The sequence below is a fragment of the Pseudomonas sp. JAI115 genome (genome assembly GCF_014200835.1).
Classification (GTDB): Bacteria; Pseudomonadota; Gammaproteobacteria; order Pseudomonadales; family Pseudomonadaceae; genus Aquipseudomonas; species Aquipseudomonas putida_A.
This window is the reverse complement of record NZ_JACHCY010000005.1, coordinates 396,830-413,395: the sequence shown is the minus strand read 5'-3', so window position 1 is coordinate 413,395 and position 16,566 is coordinate 396,830. Positions and strand designations below refer to the sequence as shown.

The window sequence follows — 16,566 nt, the reverse complement described above, 5'->3', positions numbered from 1 at the left end:
TGCATTCATTAGCCCACTCGCCAAGGTAATGCCGGGCTATCTCACCGACTTCGGAAAAACTGCAGAACCTGCGCCTCTACCGTCGGTCAGACCGTCTAGGCTCAGACAATTCCCCGCTCGCTCGAGGTCCTATCGATGACTCAAGAACCACTAGTTCGCGAAGCAGAGGTGGCCGCATTCCGCGATGCCGTCCTGACCAAGCTCACCTATGCAGTGGGTAAAGACCCGGATCACGCTTTCGACCATGACTGGTTCGAAGCCATTGCCCTGGCGGCGCGCGACCACATGGTCGAACACTGGATGGACCACACCCGGCAGATCTACCGCAAAGGCCAGAAGCGGGTGTATTACCTCTCGCTGGAATTTCTCATCGGCCGTTTGCTCTACGACAGCCTGAGCAATCTCGGCCTGCTCGACGTCGCCCGTGAAGCGCTGACCGAGCTGGGCGTCGATCTCGAACGCATCCGCCTGCTGGAACCCGACGCGGCACTCGGCAACGGTGGCCTCGGCCGTCTGGCGGCGTGCTTCATGGAAAGCATGTCGACCCTCGGCATTGCCGGGCACGGCTACGGCATTCGCTACGAACACGGTCTGTTCCGCCAGGCCATCGTCGATGGTTGGCAGCAGGAGCAGACCGAGCACTGGCTGGACTTCGGCAACCCGTGGGAGTTCGAACGTCCGGAAGTGGTGTACTCGATCGGCTTCGGCGGCAGCGTCGAAACCGTCACCGATGCCAGCGGCAAGACCAAACAGGTCTGGTCGCCTGCGGAAACCGTGCGCGCGATTGCCTATGACACGCCAGTGGTCGGCTGGCGCGGGGCGAGCGTCAACACCCTGCGGCTGTGGCGTGCACGCGCCATGGAAGATCTGCACCTGGAGCGTTTCAACGCCGGTGACCACTTGGGTGCCGTCGCCGAAGTCGCCCGCGCTGAAAGTATTTCCCGCGTGCTTTATCCGGCCGACAGCACTGAGGCCGGGCAGGAACTGCGCCTGCGCCAGGAATACTTCTTCGTCGCCGCTTCCTTGCAGGATCTGCTGCGTCGTCATCGCAACATGCATACCTCGGTGCTGACCCTGGGCGATCACGCGGCGATCCAGCTCAACGACACCCACCCTTCGATTGCCGTTGCTGAATTGATGCGGCAACTGGTCGACGTCTACGACGTGGCCTGGGATGCGGCGTGGCAAGTCACCGTCGACACCCTGTCGTACACCAACCACACGCTGTTGCCCGAAGCGCTGGAAACCTGGCCGGTCGGCCTGATGGAACGCATGCTGCCGCGGCACATGCAGATCATTTATCTGATCAACGCCCAGCACATCGACTCGCTGCGCGCCAAAGGCATTCACGATTTCGACGTGCTGCGCGCGGTGTCGCTGATCGAGGAAGACAACGGTCGCCGAGTGCGCATGGGCAACCTCGCGTTCCTCGGTTCGCACAGCGTCAACGGCGTGTCCGGGCTGCACACGCAGTTGATGCGCAAGACCGTGTTCGCTGAATTGCACAAGCTCTACCCGGAGCGGATCAACAACAAAACCAACGGCATCACCTTCCGCCGCTGGCTGTTCCAGGCCAACTCCGAACTGACCTCGATGCTGGTCGACTCCCTCGGTCCGGAAGTGCTGGATAACCCGGAAGAACGCCTGCTCGACCTCGAACCGTTCGCCGAGAAACCCGCCTTCCGCAAAGCCTTCGCCGAACAGCGCCTGCACAGCAAAAAGGCCTTGGCCTATCTGATTCACGAGCGGCTGGGGATCGCGGTCAATCCGGCGGCGATGTTCGACGTGCAGGTCAAACGGATCCACGAATACAAGCGCCAGTTGCTCAACCTGATGCACACCGTGGCGCTGTATCAGGCAATTCGTGCCGAGCCGGAAGTCGACTGGGTACCCCGGGTGAAAATCTTCGCCGGTAAAGCGGCGGCCAGTTATCACCAGGCCAAACTGATCATCAAGCTGACCAACGACATCGCCCGGGTAGTGAACAACGACCCGACAGTGCGTGGTTTGCTGAAAGTGGTGTTCCTGCCCAACTACAACGTCAGCTTGGCGGAAAGCATCATTCCTGCGGCGGACTTGTCCGAGCAGATTTCCACGGCCGGGTTCGAAGCCTCGGGCACCAGTAACATGAAGTTCGGCCTCAACGGTGCGCTGACCATCGGCACCCTCGACGGTGCCAACGTGGAAATGTGCGAGCGCATCGGCGCCGAGCACATGTTCATCTTCGGCCTCAGCGCGCAGCAGGTTGAAGCGCGCAAGCAGAACCACGAGTTCAGCGCTGCACCGGACATCGCCGCGTCGCATCGTTTGAGCGACGTGCTGCAAGCGATCCGCAGTGGTGTGTTCTCGCCGGATGACACGTCGCGCTACACCGGGCTGATCGATTCGCTGGTGGACTACGATCGCTTCCTGGTCTGCGCTGACTTCGATTCCTATTGGGAAGCGCAAAAACGCGTCGATGCGCACTGGCACGACGCCAACAACTGGTGGCGTTCGGCGGTGCTCAACACGGCGCGGATGGGCTGGTTCTCGTCCGACCGGACGATTCGCGAGTACGCCACGGATATCTGGAAGGCACTGGAGTGATTTTCTGCAACAAATGTGCGTAAGGCCCAACGATTGTTGGGTCGGATCGATATACTGAGCGCCGGTTACCGGCAGCGCCAGTCACCACCAATCCAATGTGGGAGCGAGCCTGCTCGCGAAGCGGTTGTCACGTTAAACAGAAATGTTGGCTGACAAACCGCTTTCGCGAGCAGGCTCGCTCCCACAGGGTTGTGCCTAGACTGAAGCAATCGCCGGACTCGCCCCGCCTTGGGGCTGCTTAGGGATATCGACCATGCAATGGATGTTCATGTTGATCGGGCTGCTGCTCGGCTGGCTGCTCGATGAGTCGTTCAGTGCCGCGCTGCTTGGTGCACTGCTCGGGCTGGCGATCGGGCAAACGCTGCGCCTTGCCCGGCTTGGCTCGCAGGCCTCCGAACAACGGCGCCAACTGGAGCAGGCCAAGGTCGCCCTGCAAGCCGTCGAGCAGCGTCTGTTTCTGCTTGAAGGTGCCAGCGTGCGCACCACACCGCCGAGCGTGGCGCCGATGCCGGACGCCATCGTTGAGCCGATCATCGTCGCCGAACAATCATCTTCCCACACGCCGGATCTGGTCTGGGAACTGCCACCCGAACTCGAACCGATCTCTGCTGTTGCCAGCGAAACCAGTCAGCCGCTGCCGGCGGATGTCTGGCGTCTGGATGCTGTTACCGACGAGCCAGCAGCGCCGGCACAGCCTGCCGAACCCCGTGGCCCGAACCTGATCGAGCGTGGCATCAATGCTGCTCGCAACTGGCTGTTCGGCGGCAACACCGTGCTGCGGGTCGGCGTGGTGCTGTTGTTCTTCGGTCTGGCCTTTTTGTTGCGCTACGCCACCGAAGGCATGGTTGTGCCGATCGAATTGCGTTACGCCGGCGTCGCTGCAGCGGCCTTGGCCCTGTTGGCGCTGGGCTGGTGGCTACGCAAACGCAACAGCAGTTATGCGCTGATTCTGCAGGGCACCGGGATCGCGGTGCTGTACCTGACGGTGTTTGCGGCGATGCGTCTGCATCCGTTGCTCGATCCGTCCGCCGCGCTGGGGTTGCTGGTCGCGGTCACGGTGTTCTCGGCGATTCTCGCCATCACTCAGGATGCGCTGGGGCTGGCGGCGGCTGCAGCATTGGGCGGTTTCGCCGCGCCGATCCTGACCTCGACCGGGGCCGGCAACCACGTCGCGCTGTTCAGCTATTTCGCGTTGCTCAATGCCGGCATTCTCACCATTGCTTGGTTCAAGGCCTGGCGCCTGCTTAACCTGATCGGGTTCGTCGGCACGTTCGGTATCGGCTTCGCCTGGGGCCTGCGCTCCTATGCGCCCGAGCTGCTGTGGAGCACCGAGCCGTTCCTGATTCTGTTCTTCCTGATGTATCTGGGCATCGGTCTGCTGTTCGCCCGGCGCAAGTTGCTCGACATGTCCGATGCGCCGGCAGACGGTGATCGCGAGGCGCTGCTGCACTGGTCGGCGCGCAAGGGCGATTACGTCGACGGCACGATGCTGTTTGGCCCGCCGATCGTGGGCTTCGGCTTGCAGTTTGCGCTGGTGCAGCACCTGGAGTTCGCCGCCGCGTTCAGCGCACTCGCACTGGGTGTGATCTACATGGGCCTGGCCCGGGTGTTGATGGGCGGCCGCGCCTTGTTGCTCGGTGAAACCTGTCTGGCACTGGGGGTGATTTTCGCCAGCCTGGCGATTCCGCTGGGCCTCGATGCGCGCTGGACTTCGGCGGCGTGGGCAGTGGAGGGCGCGGGGATTTTCTGGCTCGGTTTGCGTCAGCAGCGGCCGTTCGCCCGAGCGTTTGCCCTGTTGTTGCAACTGGGTTCGGCGCTGGCGTTCCTCAGTCAGTTGCGGGTCGGCGAAAGCAGCCTGCTCGACGGCGCACCGCTGGGGGCGTTGATGCTCGGCCTCGCGCTGCTGTTCAGTTTCTATCAATTGCGCAAAGCCTCGGCGGAGCAGACTTCGCTGTGGGAGCGTCAGGGTTTGCCGGTGCTGGCGGCGCTGGGCCTGACCTTCCTGTATTTGCTGGCGCCGTTGTTTTTCTTCGTTCAGGCGACAGCGATCAGTTGGGCCTTGGCCGGATTGGTGACCTTGTTTGTCGGCCTGCGCCTGCAATCGCGTACGTTCCTGTTCAGCGCGTTCGCCATGCAGTTGCTGGGTGGTGCGTTGTTCCTGCTTCGGCTGCAAGGCGCAGGCGAGGATTCGGCGGCGGTGTTCAGCGCCGGGTGGAGCGGGTTGCTCAGCGCATCGCTGATCGGTCTGGCGTTGATCGCCGGGATGTTGCTGGCGGCGCGCGACGAGATGGTGCGCGGTGATGTGCGGCTGCTGCGCGGGTTGTCGGTGGTGTTGCTGGCGGGGTTGGTGCTGATCAATCTGGCGGTGCTGTTCGTGCTGCCGTGGCAAACCGCGAGTGCGGTATGGGCGGCGAGCGGCTTGCTGATCATCTGGCTGAGCCTGTACCTCAAGCAGCGCGTGAGTTTTGTTTTCGGCCTGTTGTTGCAGTTGGTCGGTGGCGCGGCGTTCTTGTTGGCCGGCCCCGAGTTGCTCGGGCCGCTGTCCAGCGAAGGTCTGCGGCCGTTGGCCCATGGCGGCTTCTGGACGCCGCTGGTACTGGGGCTGGCCGCGCTGGTCGGTGCCTGGCGTCTGCAACTGGGCAATCACGCCTCGGCCTTCGATGCGCTGAGTTTGCAACGCCTGTCCGAAGTGCTGCTGGTGTGGGGCGCCGGTTGGTGGGCGTTGGCGTGGGTCAGTGAGGTGCTGCGTTTTGCGCCGCTGAATCTGCAGGCGACGCTGTTGCTGCTGATTGCCGCGCTGAGTGTGGCGCTGTGGACATTGTTGGCGCTGCGCCTGAAATGGCCGGCGCTGGGCCTGCTCTGCACCTTGCTGATCCCGGCGGCGGGGCTGGTGCTGCTGGCGGCGTGGCATGCGCGTTATCACCCAGCGGCGAATTTCGGTTGGCTGGCGTGGGTATTGGTGTTCGCCGTGCATTTCTTCAGCCTGCGGCGTCTGGCGCCGATGCTACCGGCACGCGCCTTGAGCACGGCGCACGTGCTGGGTTGCTGGCTGCTGATCGGCGTACTGGCGCTGGAGCTGCGCTACGGCTTGCTGCTGTTGTCCGAGCAATACAACGCGTGGCGCTGGCTGGGCTGGGCAATCCTGCCGAGCCTGTATCTGTTGCTGGCCGCGGCTGCGCGCAACTGGCCGTGGCCGGTGGCAGCGTTCCCGCGGGAATATCGTTTGTATGCCGCCGCGCCGCTGGCAGTGCTGATGCTGGCGTGGTTCTGGCTGGCCAACGGCTTCAGCGACGGCAATGCCGAACCGCTGCCGTACGTGCCGCTGATCAACCCGCTGGAATTGGGCCTGCTGTTCGCCCTGTTCGGGGTGTACGTGTGGTCGCGCCATGCGGTGATGCAGTTTGCCCTGCGCAAGGATTACGCCGAGTACGCCACGCAACTGGTCGCCGGGGTTTCGCTGTTCGCCTTCTGTACCGCGCTGGTGACCCGCGCTGCGCACCATTGGGCGGGTATTCCGTTCGAGCTGGATCTGCTGCTCGAATCGATGCTGGTGCAGGCCGGGTTGTCCATCGTCTGGACCTTGATGGCGTTGGGGCTGATGATCGGCGGACACCTGCGTCACCGGCGCGAAGTGTGGCTGATCGGCGCGGCGTTGATTGCGCTGGTGGTGGCCAAACTGATTTTTGTCGAATTGAGCAACCGTGGCGGACTGGCCCGGATCGTCTCGTTTATCGGCGTCGGCGTGTTGCTGCTGGTGGTGGGCTATTTCGCACCGCTGCCACCGAAACGTGTCGAAGCCGAACCGGTGGCGGACAAACCCGTGCCGGATACCGAAGGAGTTTCATCTTGAGTCGCATGCTGAATCTGGGGTGGTTGGCGTTGGGCGTGGTGATGGTTGCCGGCGCCCAGGAAAAACCGGCGGACTTCGCCACGCAGGTGCCGCTGACGGTGAGCGGCAACGGCCCGTGGTATCGCCTCGACCTGCCGCTGAGCGCACAATTGCAGGCCCGCCAGACCGATCTCAGCGACCTGCGCGTATTCAACGCCGCCGGCGAACCGCAGGCCTATGCCCTGGCCCGGGAATCGGCGCAGACCCGCGACGACGGTCAGTTGCATGAGGTGAAGTGGTTCCCCTTGTACAACGCCGCCGACGCCAGCGAGCGAGCGCCGAACGTACGCGTGCAATCGACCACCACCGGCACATTGGTTGAAGTGCAGCCGTCGACTCAGCTGGAGGCCGGCGAAGAAGTGCTGCGTGGCTGGCTGCTCGATGCCAGTGCAATCAAGGCGCCGCTGCAGCAGTTGATCCTCGACTGGACCAGCGAGCGCGACGGCTTCCAGCGTTTCAGCATCGAGGCCAGTGATGACTTGCAGCACTGGCAGGCGTGGGGCGAGGGGCAGGTCGCGCGGCTGACCTTTTCCGACGAGCGCATCGAGCAGCATGAGGTGGCGCTGCCGGGGCAATCGGCGCGCTATCTGCGTCTGCTGTGGGATGCGCCAACCTCGGCGCCCATCCTCACGTCGGCGCAACTGAAAAGCAGCGATCCACGCAACGTGCCGCTGCCGTTGGTCTGGTCGCAAGCGCTGGCGGGTAGCAGCACCAAGTCCGGCGAGTACACCTGGCAGTTGCCGATGGGGCTGAATGTCGAGCGGGTGCAGGTCGAGCTGAAACAGCCGAACAGTCTGGCGCCGGTCACTCTCGCCGGTCGCCGCGAAAGCAGCCTGCCGTGGCAGACACTGAGCAACGGTTTGCTGTATCGCCTGACTCAGAATGGTCAGGACGTGGTGCAGAACGAATTGCAGTTGTACGGGCAGACTGTGCAGCAACTGAAATTGAGCGTGGATGAGCGTGGCGGTGGTCTGGGCGAGCAGGCACCGAGCCTGAAATACGCGGTGCGGGCGACGCAGGTGATTTTCCTCGCACGGGGTGACGGGCCTTACAGCCTGGCGCTGGGCAATCCGACGGTGAAAACCGCGAACCTGCCACTGAGCACGCTGATTCCGGATTTCAAAGCGGAAAAACTCGCGGCGCTGGGCAAGGCCTCGGTGCAGGGTGAGGTGGTTGCCACTCAGGCTGCGCCGGCGACTACGGCGGCAGTAGCCGAGACCAACTGGAAGAAAATCGGCCTGTGGGCGGTGTTGCTGGTGAGTGTGATGTTCCTCGGGGCGATGGCGGCGAGCCTGTTGCGCAAGCCGCCGACCAATTCCTGAGAATGGCTGGCGCTGCGCGCCATTCGCTGGCAAGCCAGCTCCCACAGGTTATTTGGTGGACACAAAACAGATGAACGACCGAAGTCCTTGTGGGAGCTGGCTTGCCAGCAATGACGGCCGATCAATCAACAAAAATCCTCAAACTGCCGCTATCAACCCCACCACCACCCGTCCCGAACCGGACTACGCTCAATCCGGTACCTGAACTCTCTCGACCCGATCACGTCTGATACAAGCAATTGCGGCCCAATGCACGTTACCGGGCGTCATCGCTCGCTACGTTTTCAGACTCCCTGTAAACTGCGCGGGTTTTTAGCCCCCCATTCCACCGGAGCCGTCCATGTCCCGCGTTACCCTGAGTCGCTATTTGATTGAGCAGACCCGCAGCAATAACACTCCTGCCGATCTGCGCTTCCTGATCGAAGTGGTGGCGCGTGCCTGCAAAGAGATCAGCCACGCCGTGTCCAAAGGCGCCCTGGGTGGTGTTCTGGGCAGCATGGGCACTGAAAACGTCCAAGGCGAAGTGCAGAAGAAGCTCGACGTGCTGTCGAACGAGATCCTGCTCGAAGCCAACGAATGGGGCGGTCACCTGGCCGGCATGGCGTCCGAAGAAATGGACAATGCCTACCAGATCCCGGGCAAATACCCGAAAGGCGCCTACCTGCTGGTATTCGACCCACTGGACGGCTCGTCGAACATCGACATCAACGCTCCGGTCGGCACCATCTTCTCGGTACTGCGTTGCCCGAACGAATACCTGAGCCAGAACGAGCCGCTGAACGAAAAAGCCTTCCTGCAGGCAGGCACCCAGCAGGTTGCCGCCGGTTACGCGATCTACGGCCCGCAGACCATGCTGGTGCTGACTCTGGGCGACGGCGTCAAAGGCTTCACCCTGGACCGCGAAATGGGCAGCTTCGTACTGACCCACGAAGACATCACCATTCCTGAAACCACCCAGGAATTCGCGATCAACATGTCCAACCAGCGCCACTGGGAAGCCCCGGTACAACGCTACGTCAGCGAACTGCTGGCCGGCGAAGAAGGCCCGCTGAAGAAGAACTACAACATGCGCTGGGTCGCGGCGATGGTGGCCGACGTGCACCGCATCCTGACCCGTGGCGGTCTGTTCATGTACCCACGCGACAGCCGTGAGCCATCCAAGCCCGGCAAACTGCGTCTGATGTACGAAGCCAACCCGATGTCGTTCCTGGTGGAACAGGCCGGCGGCGCGTCCACCGACGGTCACCAACGCATCCTCGACATTCAGCCGGAAGGCCTGCACCAGCGCGTAGCGGTGTTCCTCGGCTCGAAAGAAGAAGTCGCCCGCGCCACGGCTTACCACAAGGAATAAGCCATGACCGCACCCTGGCAGCCGTTGCTCGATTGGTGGTTCGGACACGCCGAATCACCGGACGAGATATCGGCTGACAAGGGCAAGTTGTGGTTCGGCAAGAAAGACAGCCAGGACCTCGAAGCGCGTGAGCGTTTCGGGGTCTTTGTCGATCAGGCTCTGGCTGGGGAACTGACCGAGTGGACGCAACGTCCCGAAGGCTGGCTGGCCATGGTACTGCTGCTCGATCAACTGCCGCGAATGATTTTTCGCGACTCTCCCAAAGCTTTTTCCGGTGATCTGCGCGCGCAAAAACTCGTCGCCCAAGGCATTGCAGCGGACTTCGACCGGCAACTGAAGCCGATTCAGCGGGTATTCATTTATCTGGTGTTCGAACACTGCGAAAACCTCGCGGTGCAGAACGAAGCCGTTTCGCGTTTTATCGATCTGGTAGCTGAACAGCCGGAAGCCGAGCGGACGGTGTTTGCCGACAATCTGGACTATGCCGAGCGGCATCGTAAAGTGATTGCACGGTTTGGACGGTTTCCGCATCGCAATGCGGTGTTGGGGCGGGAGTCTACGGCGGAGGAGTTGGCGTTTCTCAGTCAGCCTGGGTCACGGTTCTAAATCAAGGGTTGCGTCGTAGAAGGCGTTTCATCAACAGCGTCGGCAGGCTTTTTCGCGTATCGACAATGATATGGATGAAAACTGTTTTTTCCCGCACCTCATAAATAATCCGGTTCATTCCCAAAACAATCTGGCGATATTGGCCGAGATTGAGCTTCTCGATTTCTTCGGGAACCGGTCCTGAGTAAGGCAGATCTGCGAGACCAAGAATCGCAGTCTTTAAATCGGCATAAGTGCTTTGCCAAATATGGGTTGAAAACTGTCTGACGAGGTAGGTACGGAGTTCTTTGAGATCTGTTTGTGCGGACTGAAGAATAACGACCTTCAAACTCATTGATGATCGGCCTTATCCAGTTCGGCAAAGACATCTTCAGCAGCACTGAACTTGCCTTCCTCGATCTCCCGATTACCCATCGCCAACAGTTTCAGCAAGGCCATCGTGTCTTCTTGCTCTTCAAAGCTTTTCACATCCATAACCACTAGCTTGGCTTCACCATTTTGGGTGATGACCAATGGCTCACGGCTTTCAGTGATCGACTTGACGATCTCCGCTGTATGACTTTTGAGGTAGCTGATCGGTTTGATTTGCGATGAAAGCTTCATGGTTGAGTCTCGCCAAATTGAACAGGACTGAGTTTAGTCTTAATTCAGTCCAGCGTCATTGCGAGCTGACCAGCGTATTTCAACTCAAAATTCAATCGTCGCTAACGCCGTCATCGCCAGCAGGCTGCCTCCCAAAGGGGATCTGTGTCGTTCACAAAAACCTGTGGGAGCGGGCTTGCTCGCGAAGACGCCAGTGGCCGCGCCTTAGATCCTGAAGCTGCCTACCAGCTGCTTCAACCGCGCCGCCTGCTGCTCCAGATCCGAACAAGCGCGCAAGGTTGCCTGCAGGTTCTCGACACCTTCCTGGTTCAGCGTGTTGATCTCGTTGATGTCGACGTTGATCGACTCGACCACGGCGGTCTGCTCTTCGGTCGCGGTAGCCACCGACTGGTTCATCCCGTCGATCTCGCCGATGCGCTGGGTCACGCTGCCCAGACGTTCGCCGGCCTGGTTGGCGATGCCGACGCTGCTTTCGCTCTCGCGCTGGCTCTCGGTCATGATGCTCACGGCCTGACGCGCGCCGACTTGCAGTTCTTCGATCATCTTCTGCACTTGCTGCGCCGAATCCTGGGTGCGGTGGGCGAGGTTGCGCACCTCGTCAGCGACCACGGCGAAACCACGGCCAGCCTCACCGGCGCGGGCCGCTTCGATGGCAGCGTTTAGCGCCAGCAGGTTGGTCTGCTGCGAGATGCTGGTGATCACTTCCAGAATCTGCCCGATGTTCACCGTGTTGCTGTTGAGGGTTTCGATGTTGCCGCAGGAGTCGCTGATTTTTGCCGACAACTGCTGCATCGCGTGGATGGTTTTATCCACAACCTGCTGGCCGTCGACCGCCAGGCTGCGCGCATCGCTGGAGTGCTGCGAAGCAAGGGCGGCGTTCTGAGCGATTTCCTGAGCGGCGGCACCGAGCTGGTTGATCGCCGCGGCCACGCTGTTGGTGCGGCTGGCCTGCTGGTCGGAGTTGTACATCGACGAGTTCGATGCGGCAACCACGCGCAGGGCGACTTCGTTGACCTGGCCGGTGGCCGAGGACACTTCGCGGATCGAGGTGTGAATACGCTCGACGAAGCGGTTGAACGACAGGCCCAGCGCGCCGAACTCGTCGTGGCCGTGGATCACCAAGCGCTTGGTCAGGTCGCCTTCGCCTTCGGCGATGTCATGCATGGCGCGACCCATGGTCAGCAGTGGCTGCATCAGCACTCGGATCAGCATGCCGAGCAGGGCGATGATGATCACCACCGCGATCACCATGGCGATCAGCGCCGAGGTGCGGAATTCGCTGAGCATCGAGAACGCGGTGTCTTTGTCCAGCACCAGCGCCACGTACCAGTCGGCCGATGGCACGCCGTTAACGCGGGTGAAGGAGATCAGTTGAGTCTTGCCGTCGAATTCGACTTCTTTCAGGCCCGGGCTGACTTTCGGTGCGCCGTTTGGATAAGCCTCGGCGAGGGTTTTCAGAACCAGTTTGCTGTCCGGGTGAATCAGAATCTTGCCATCGGCGCTGACGATGAACGCATGGCCGTGGCCACCAAAGTTGAGCGAGTTGATGATCGCGCTGACGCTGGTCAGGTCGATGTCCGCGCCGGCCACACCGATCATCTGACCCTGACGCTGCACCGGGGTGGCGACGGTGATCACCAGTTTGCCCGACGAGGCGGCGATGTAGGGTTCGGTGACGATGGTCTGTTGGGCGCTGTTGGCTGCCTTGTACCAGCCTCGGGCGCGCGGGTCGTAGTCCGGCGCGCGATTGCCGGCGGGTACCGAGAACATCACACCGTCAGCGCCGCCGAAGTAGCTGAGCTGGAAATTGCCGGTGTAGGCGGGCAGGTCGATGATGCGCTTGAGGCTGGCCGGGGCGCTGCCGTCGGCGGCGACCTGCTGCGACAGCGATTGCAGCAACTGGATGCGGCTTTCCAGCCAGGTCTGGATGTTGCTGGTGGTCAGGCTGCCCAGTTCCTGCATCGAGGCTTCGGTACTGCTGTTCAGGGCTTCGCGTTGTCGATAGTCGTTGAACAAAATGAAACAGGCGAACGCAACGGCCACCACGAGGGCGGCAGCCAACAAGATCTTGTGGCTGAATTTCATGTTTCTGGTCATCGAATGAACTACCGCGAAGGGGCTGGTCGAGAAAGGGCGGCAATTTGCCACACTCGGGGGCTTTGCGCTGCTCTTATTTCGACCGCCGCGCGCCAAAGATTAGGCGTCTTTGATGAAATGCGACGAAATGCTCAATAGCCGCACAAAGTGTCTGATTTACCGGTAAATGCCAGACGAGCGGAGCGATAAATAGCCCTTTCTGAAGGGAACCAGATGAGGGTTTTCTCTTCTAAGCTTCTGGTTGGCACCATGCCATCCCCCTTCCGCTCCAGGAGTTACTTCATGTCGCTGCGATCTATCGCCCTTCTGACTTTTTGCGTGCTGTTGGCCGCGTGCAGCAAGGTCAATCAGGAAAACTATTCCAAGCTTTCGGCCGGCATGGCCAAGGCCGAGGTTGAGACGCTGCTCGGCAAACCCACCGACTGTTCGGGCGCGCTCGGCATGTCCAGTTGCACCTGGGGCGACAAAAACAGCTTTATCAGCGTGCAGTACGCCGGTGACAAAGTGCTGATGTTTTCCGGCCAAGGCCTGAAGTAAACCGGGGCTATGCGCCCACGGGAGAAAAATAATGAAGCGGTTATTGTTCGTCCTTTTTGCCGGCCTGGTACTGGCCGGCTGCGCCACCCACGGTGAAGATCCGCTGGCGCCCAAGACGGCTCACAGTGTCAATCTCAAGCGTTATCAGGGCACCTGGTATGAACTGGCGCGCCTGCCGATGTACTTCCAGCGCAACTGCGCGCAGTCCGAAGCCCACTACTCGCTCAGACCCGACGGCAATGTCGATGTGCTCAATCGCTGCCTGACCTCCGACTGGCAGTGGGAAGAAGCCAAAGGCAAGGCCTATCCACAGGTGCCGGGCAAGACCGACAAGTTGTGGGTCGAGTTCGATACCTGGTTCTCGCGCTTGATTCCGGGTGTGGCGAAAGGCGAATACTGGGTGTTGTACGTCAGCGACGACTACAAGACCGCCATCGTCGGCGACCCGAGTCGCAAGTACATGTGGTTGCTGTCGCGCACGCCAACGGTCAATGGCGTAGTGCGCGAGGAGTTGCTGAGCAAGGCGCGGCAGCAGGGTTACGACACCACGCGACTGATCTGGCGGGCGTCGGATCGGCAGATGGCCAAGACTTCGAACTAAAGGTCACCACAAATCAAATGTGGGAGCGAGCCTGCTCGCGAAGAGGGCGTGTCAGTTAACAAAAATGTTGCTGATACACCGCTTTCGCGAGCAGGCTCGCTCCCACATTTTTGTTTTGTGTCAGCCTAAAAGTTCGCGCAGAACCTGGGTGAAGGCACGTGCGCTTTCCTCTTCGCCCGCATGCCGGCCATCGCGCACCACCCATTGGCCATTGACCAGCACATCGCGCACTTGGCGATCGCCGCCAGCGAACAGCCAGCGATTCAAGATCCCGTCGCCGCTGGCGGTCGCCAGATACGGATCATTGCCATCGAGCACGATCCAGTCCGCACGTTTGCCGACTTGCAGCGCACCAATCGGCTGTCCCAAAGCCTGGGCGCCGCCGTCCAGCGCCGCGTCATACAACGTGCGTCCGACCATCGGCTGATCCGCGCCATACAACCGGTTACGCCGCTGATCGCGCAGACGCTGGCCGTATTCCAGCCAGCGCAATTCCTCGACCACGCTGAGCGAGACATGGCTGTCGGAACCGATGCCCATGCGCCCACCCTGAGCGAGGAAATCCACGGCCGGGAAAATCCCGTCGCCCAGATTCGCTTCAGTGGTCAGGCACAGGCCGGCGATGGCGCGACTTTTGGCCATCAGCGTGACTTCTTCCGGGTTGGCGTGGGTCGCGTGAACCAGGCACCAGCGCTGATCGACCTCGGTGTTTTCGTAGAGCCATTGCAGCGGGCGACGGCCGCTCCAGCTCAGGCAGTCGTCGACCTCTTTCTGCTGTTCGGCGATGTGGATGTGCACCGGGCATTGTTTGTCGCTGGCCGCCAGAACTTCACTGATTTGCTGCGGGGTGACCGCGCGCAGCGAGTGGAAGCACAGACCCAGCGATTGCGCTTTTTGCTGAGCCAGCAGCGGTTGCAGGCGCGATTGCAGCTTCAGGTAGTTTTCGGTGCTGTTGATAAAGCGGCGCTGCCCATCATTGGGCGTTTGGCCGCCGAATCCGGAATGGCTGTACAGCACCGGCAACAGAGTCAGACCGATACCGCTTTCGCTCGCTGCCTGACTGATGCGCAGTGCCAACTCGGCCGGATCGGTATACGGCTGACCGTTGTTGTCGTGGTGCACATAGTGGAATTCAGCAACTGAGGTGTAACCGGCCTTGAGCATCTCGATGTACAGCTGACGGGCGATCACACCGAGCTGCTCCGGGCTGATTTTTCCGACGAGGCGATACATCAGGTCACGCCAGGTCCAGAAACTGTCGTTCGGATTACCGGCCACTTCGGCCAGCCCGGCCATCGCGCGCTGGAAGGCGTGGGAGTGCAGATTGGGCATGCCCGGCAGCAGCGGACCGCTCAGCCGTTCGGCGCCGTCTGCGGTGGAATCGGCCAGGATTTGGGTCAACACGCCATCGGCATTGACCTCAAGACGTACATTATTGGCCCATCCGTTAGGCAGCAGCGCGCGTTCGGCAAAGAAAGCGGACATGGTTCAGCACCCCATCGTGTGTTATTTGTATATACATATACAGACGTTTGCCTGCCCGGTAAACTCCGGCAAGCTAGCAACCTTCATCCAATGAACAGGGATCAACCGTGCCGACTCCGCCTCCAGTCTCTCCGTTGGCCGCGAACCTGGGCGACAGTCCGGCGCCCTTGTACGCCCGCGTCAAACAGATGATCACCCAGCAGATCGACAGCGGTAACTGGCCACCGCACTACCGCGTGCCATCGGAAAGCGAACTGGTCAGCCAGCTCGGTTTCAGCCGCATGACCATCAACCGCGCGCTGCGTGAAATGACCGCCGACGGCCTGCTCGTGCGCATGCAAGGTGTAGGCACGTTTGTCGCTGAACCGAAGAGCCAGTCCGCTCTGTTCGAAGTGCACAACATCGCCGACGAAATCGCCTCCCGTGGCCATCGCCACACCTGTCAGGTGATCACCCTCGAAGAAGAGGCCGCCGGCTCCGAGCGTGCGCTGGCACTGGACATGCGCGAAGGGCAGAAGGTCTTCCACTCGCTGATCGTGCATTACGAAAACGATATTCCGGTGCAAATCGAAGACCGCTTCGTCAACGCGCTGGTCGCCCCGGAATACCTCAAGCAGGACTTCACCTTGCAGACGCCTTACGCCTATCTCAATCAGGTCGCGCCACTGACCGAAGGCGAGCACGTCGTCGAGGCGATCCTCGCCGAGCCGTCCGAGTGCAAGTTGCTGCAGATCGAAAAAGGCGAGCCTTGCCTGCTGATCCGTCGCCGCACGTGGTCGGGGCGTCAGCCGGTGACCGCCGCGCGTTTGATTCACCCAGGTTCCCGTCATCGTCTGGAAGGACGCTTTCATAAATGAATGGTTTGAAGGTTTTACGCGCCGAGGGTTACCCGCGCATGCCGTGGAAAAACGGCGGCGGCAGCACCGAAGAGATTACCCGTGATGCGGGTGCCGGCCTCGATGGTTTCGGCTGGCGCCTGTCGATTGCCGACATTGCCGAGTCCGGTGGTTTCTCGACCTTTGCCGGTTACCAGCGGGTGATCACGGTATTGCAGGGCGATGGCATGACCCTGTGCGTCGATGGTGATGACACGCGGCCGCTGTTACCGCTGGACCCGTTTGCCTTCAGCGGCGAAAGCCAGGTGTCCTGCACTTTGCTCGGTGGTGCGATCCGCGACTTCAACCTGATCTACGCGCCGCAGCGGTACAGCGCGCGGTTGCAGTGGCTGGATGGCGAGCAGCGGTTTTTCAGCTCGGTGGCGACGGTGCTGGTGTTCAGTGTCAGTGAGCTGCTGCAAGTGCAGGTTGCTGACAACACTGCGCAACTCGGCCGCCATGATTGCCTGCAACTGGACGGTAACACCGGTCTGCTTGAAGTCGCGGTAAACGCCGCGTGCTGCGTTATTGAACTGACGGCACGCTGATCCAACTCTGGTAACACTCCTGTGGTGAGGGGATTTATCCCCGATGGCGGCGCAGCAGACCTTTTG

13 protein-coding genes and 1 pseudogene are annotated in these 16,566 nt (G+C 61.1%); 9 read left to right on the top strand and 5 right to left on the bottom strand.

Features of this window, described 5'->3' with window-relative positions:
* Window positions 1–135 precede the first annotated feature (135 nt).
* The 5 genes from HDC30_RS15215 to HDC30_RS15195 all read left to right on the top strand — a co-directional run bounded on the left by HDC30_RS15215 (window position 136) and on the right by HDC30_RS15195 (window position 9,754).
* Window positions 136–2,586, top strand: coding sequence for a glycogen/starch/alpha-glucan phosphorylase (locus tag HDC30_RS15215; RefSeq protein WP_183783834.1), 2,451 nt, complete (start codon window positions 136–138; stop codon window positions 2,584–2,586).
* Between the two features lie 253 nt (window positions 2,587–2,839).
* Window positions 2,840–6,436, top strand: coding sequence for a DUF2339 domain-containing protein (locus tag HDC30_RS15210; RefSeq protein WP_183783832.1), 3,597 nt, complete (start codon window positions 2,840–2,842; stop codon window positions 6,434–6,436).
* Complete coding sequence (locus HDC30_RS15205; RefSeq protein ID WP_183783830.1) at window positions 6,433–7,797, top strand: DUF3999 domain-containing protein; 1,365 nt, start codon at window positions 6,433–6,435, stop codon at window positions 7,795–7,797. Before HDC30_RS15210 ends, HDC30_RS15205 begins: the two co-directional genes overlap by 4 nt.
* Before the next feature lie 340 nt (window positions 7,798–8,137).
* Window positions 8,138–9,148 (top strand): class 1 fructose-bisphosphatase, encoded by a 1,011-nt coding sequence (locus HDC30_RS15200; protein ID WP_183783828.1) that lies wholly within the window; start codon window positions 8,138–8,140, stop codon window positions 9,146–9,148.
* A 3-nt stretch (window positions 9,149–9,151) separates the two neighbouring features.
* Window positions 9,152–9,754 (top strand): DUF924 family protein, encoded by a 603-nt coding sequence (locus tag HDC30_RS15195; protein WP_150369471.1) that lies wholly within the window; start codon window positions 9,152–9,154, stop codon window positions 9,752–9,754.
* Window position 9,755: 1 nt separating this feature from the next.
* On the opposite strand, the gene HDC30_RS15190 is transcribed toward HDC30_RS15195, so the two are convergent.
* The 4 genes and pseudogenes from HDC30_RS15190 to HDC30_RS29560 form a co-directional block, all read right to left on the bottom strand.
* A complete protein-coding gene (locus HDC30_RS15190; protein WP_027611274.1) occupies window positions 9,756–10,088 on the bottom strand; it encodes a type II toxin-antitoxin system RelE/ParE family toxin in 333 nt (110 codons plus the stop codon).
* Window positions 10,085–10,357 carry a type II toxin-antitoxin system Phd/YefM family antitoxin gene (locus HDC30_RS15185; protein WP_183783826.1) on the bottom strand — a complete coding sequence of 91 codons (273 nt, stop codon included), beginning with the start codon at window positions 10,355–10,357 and terminating at the stop codon, window positions 10,085–10,087. The genes HDC30_RS15190 and HDC30_RS15185 overlap by 4 nt, the downstream gene beginning before the upstream one ends.
* Before the next feature lie 204 nt (window positions 10,358–10,561).
* Window positions 10,562–11,326, bottom strand: coding sequence for a methyl-accepting chemotaxis protein (locus HDC30_RS29565; protein WP_371260421.1), 765 nt, complete (start codon window positions 11,324–11,326; stop codon window positions 10,562–10,564).
* Window positions 11,327–11,419: 93 nt separating this feature from the next.
* Window positions 11,420–12,442: pseudogene (locus HDC30_RS29560) on the bottom strand (sensor histidine kinase); the annotation flags it as partial.
* 294 nt (window positions 12,443–12,736) lie between these two features.
* Between HDC30_RS29560 and HDC30_RS15175 the strand changes: the two are divergent.
* Window positions 12,737–12,991: a hypothetical protein gene (locus HDC30_RS15175; protein WP_003220802.1), complete on the top strand. Its 255-nt coding sequence runs from the start codon at window positions 12,737–12,739 to the stop codon at window positions 12,989–12,991.
* Window positions 12,992–13,022: 31 nt separating this feature from the next.
* Window positions 13,023–13,592 (top strand): lipocalin family protein, encoded by a 570-nt coding sequence (locus HDC30_RS15170; protein ID WP_096794672.1) that lies wholly within the window; start codon window positions 13,023–13,025, stop codon window positions 13,590–13,592.
* 120 nt (window positions 13,593–13,712) lie between these two features.
* On the opposite strand, the gene HDC30_RS15165 is transcribed toward HDC30_RS15170, so the two are convergent.
* Window positions 13,713–15,077, bottom strand: coding sequence for a formimidoylglutamate deiminase (locus HDC30_RS15165; protein WP_183783824.1), 1,365 nt, complete (start codon window positions 15,075–15,077; stop codon window positions 13,713–13,715).
* A 188-nt stretch (window positions 15,078–15,265) separates the two neighbouring features.
* Between HDC30_RS15165 and hutC the strand changes: the two genes are divergently transcribed.
* Complete coding sequence (gene hutC / locus HDC30_RS15160) at window positions 15,266–15,934, top strand: histidine utilization repressor (protein WP_230679353.1); 669 nt, start codon at window positions 15,266–15,268, stop codon at window positions 15,932–15,934.
* A complete protein-coding gene (locus HDC30_RS15155) occupies window positions 15,931–16,500 on the top strand; it encodes a HutD family protein (protein WP_183783821.1) in 570 nt (189 codons plus the stop codon). The genes hutC and HDC30_RS15155 overlap by 4 nt, the downstream gene beginning before the upstream one ends.
* The last annotated feature ends 66 nt before the right edge of the window (window positions 16,501–16,566 follow it).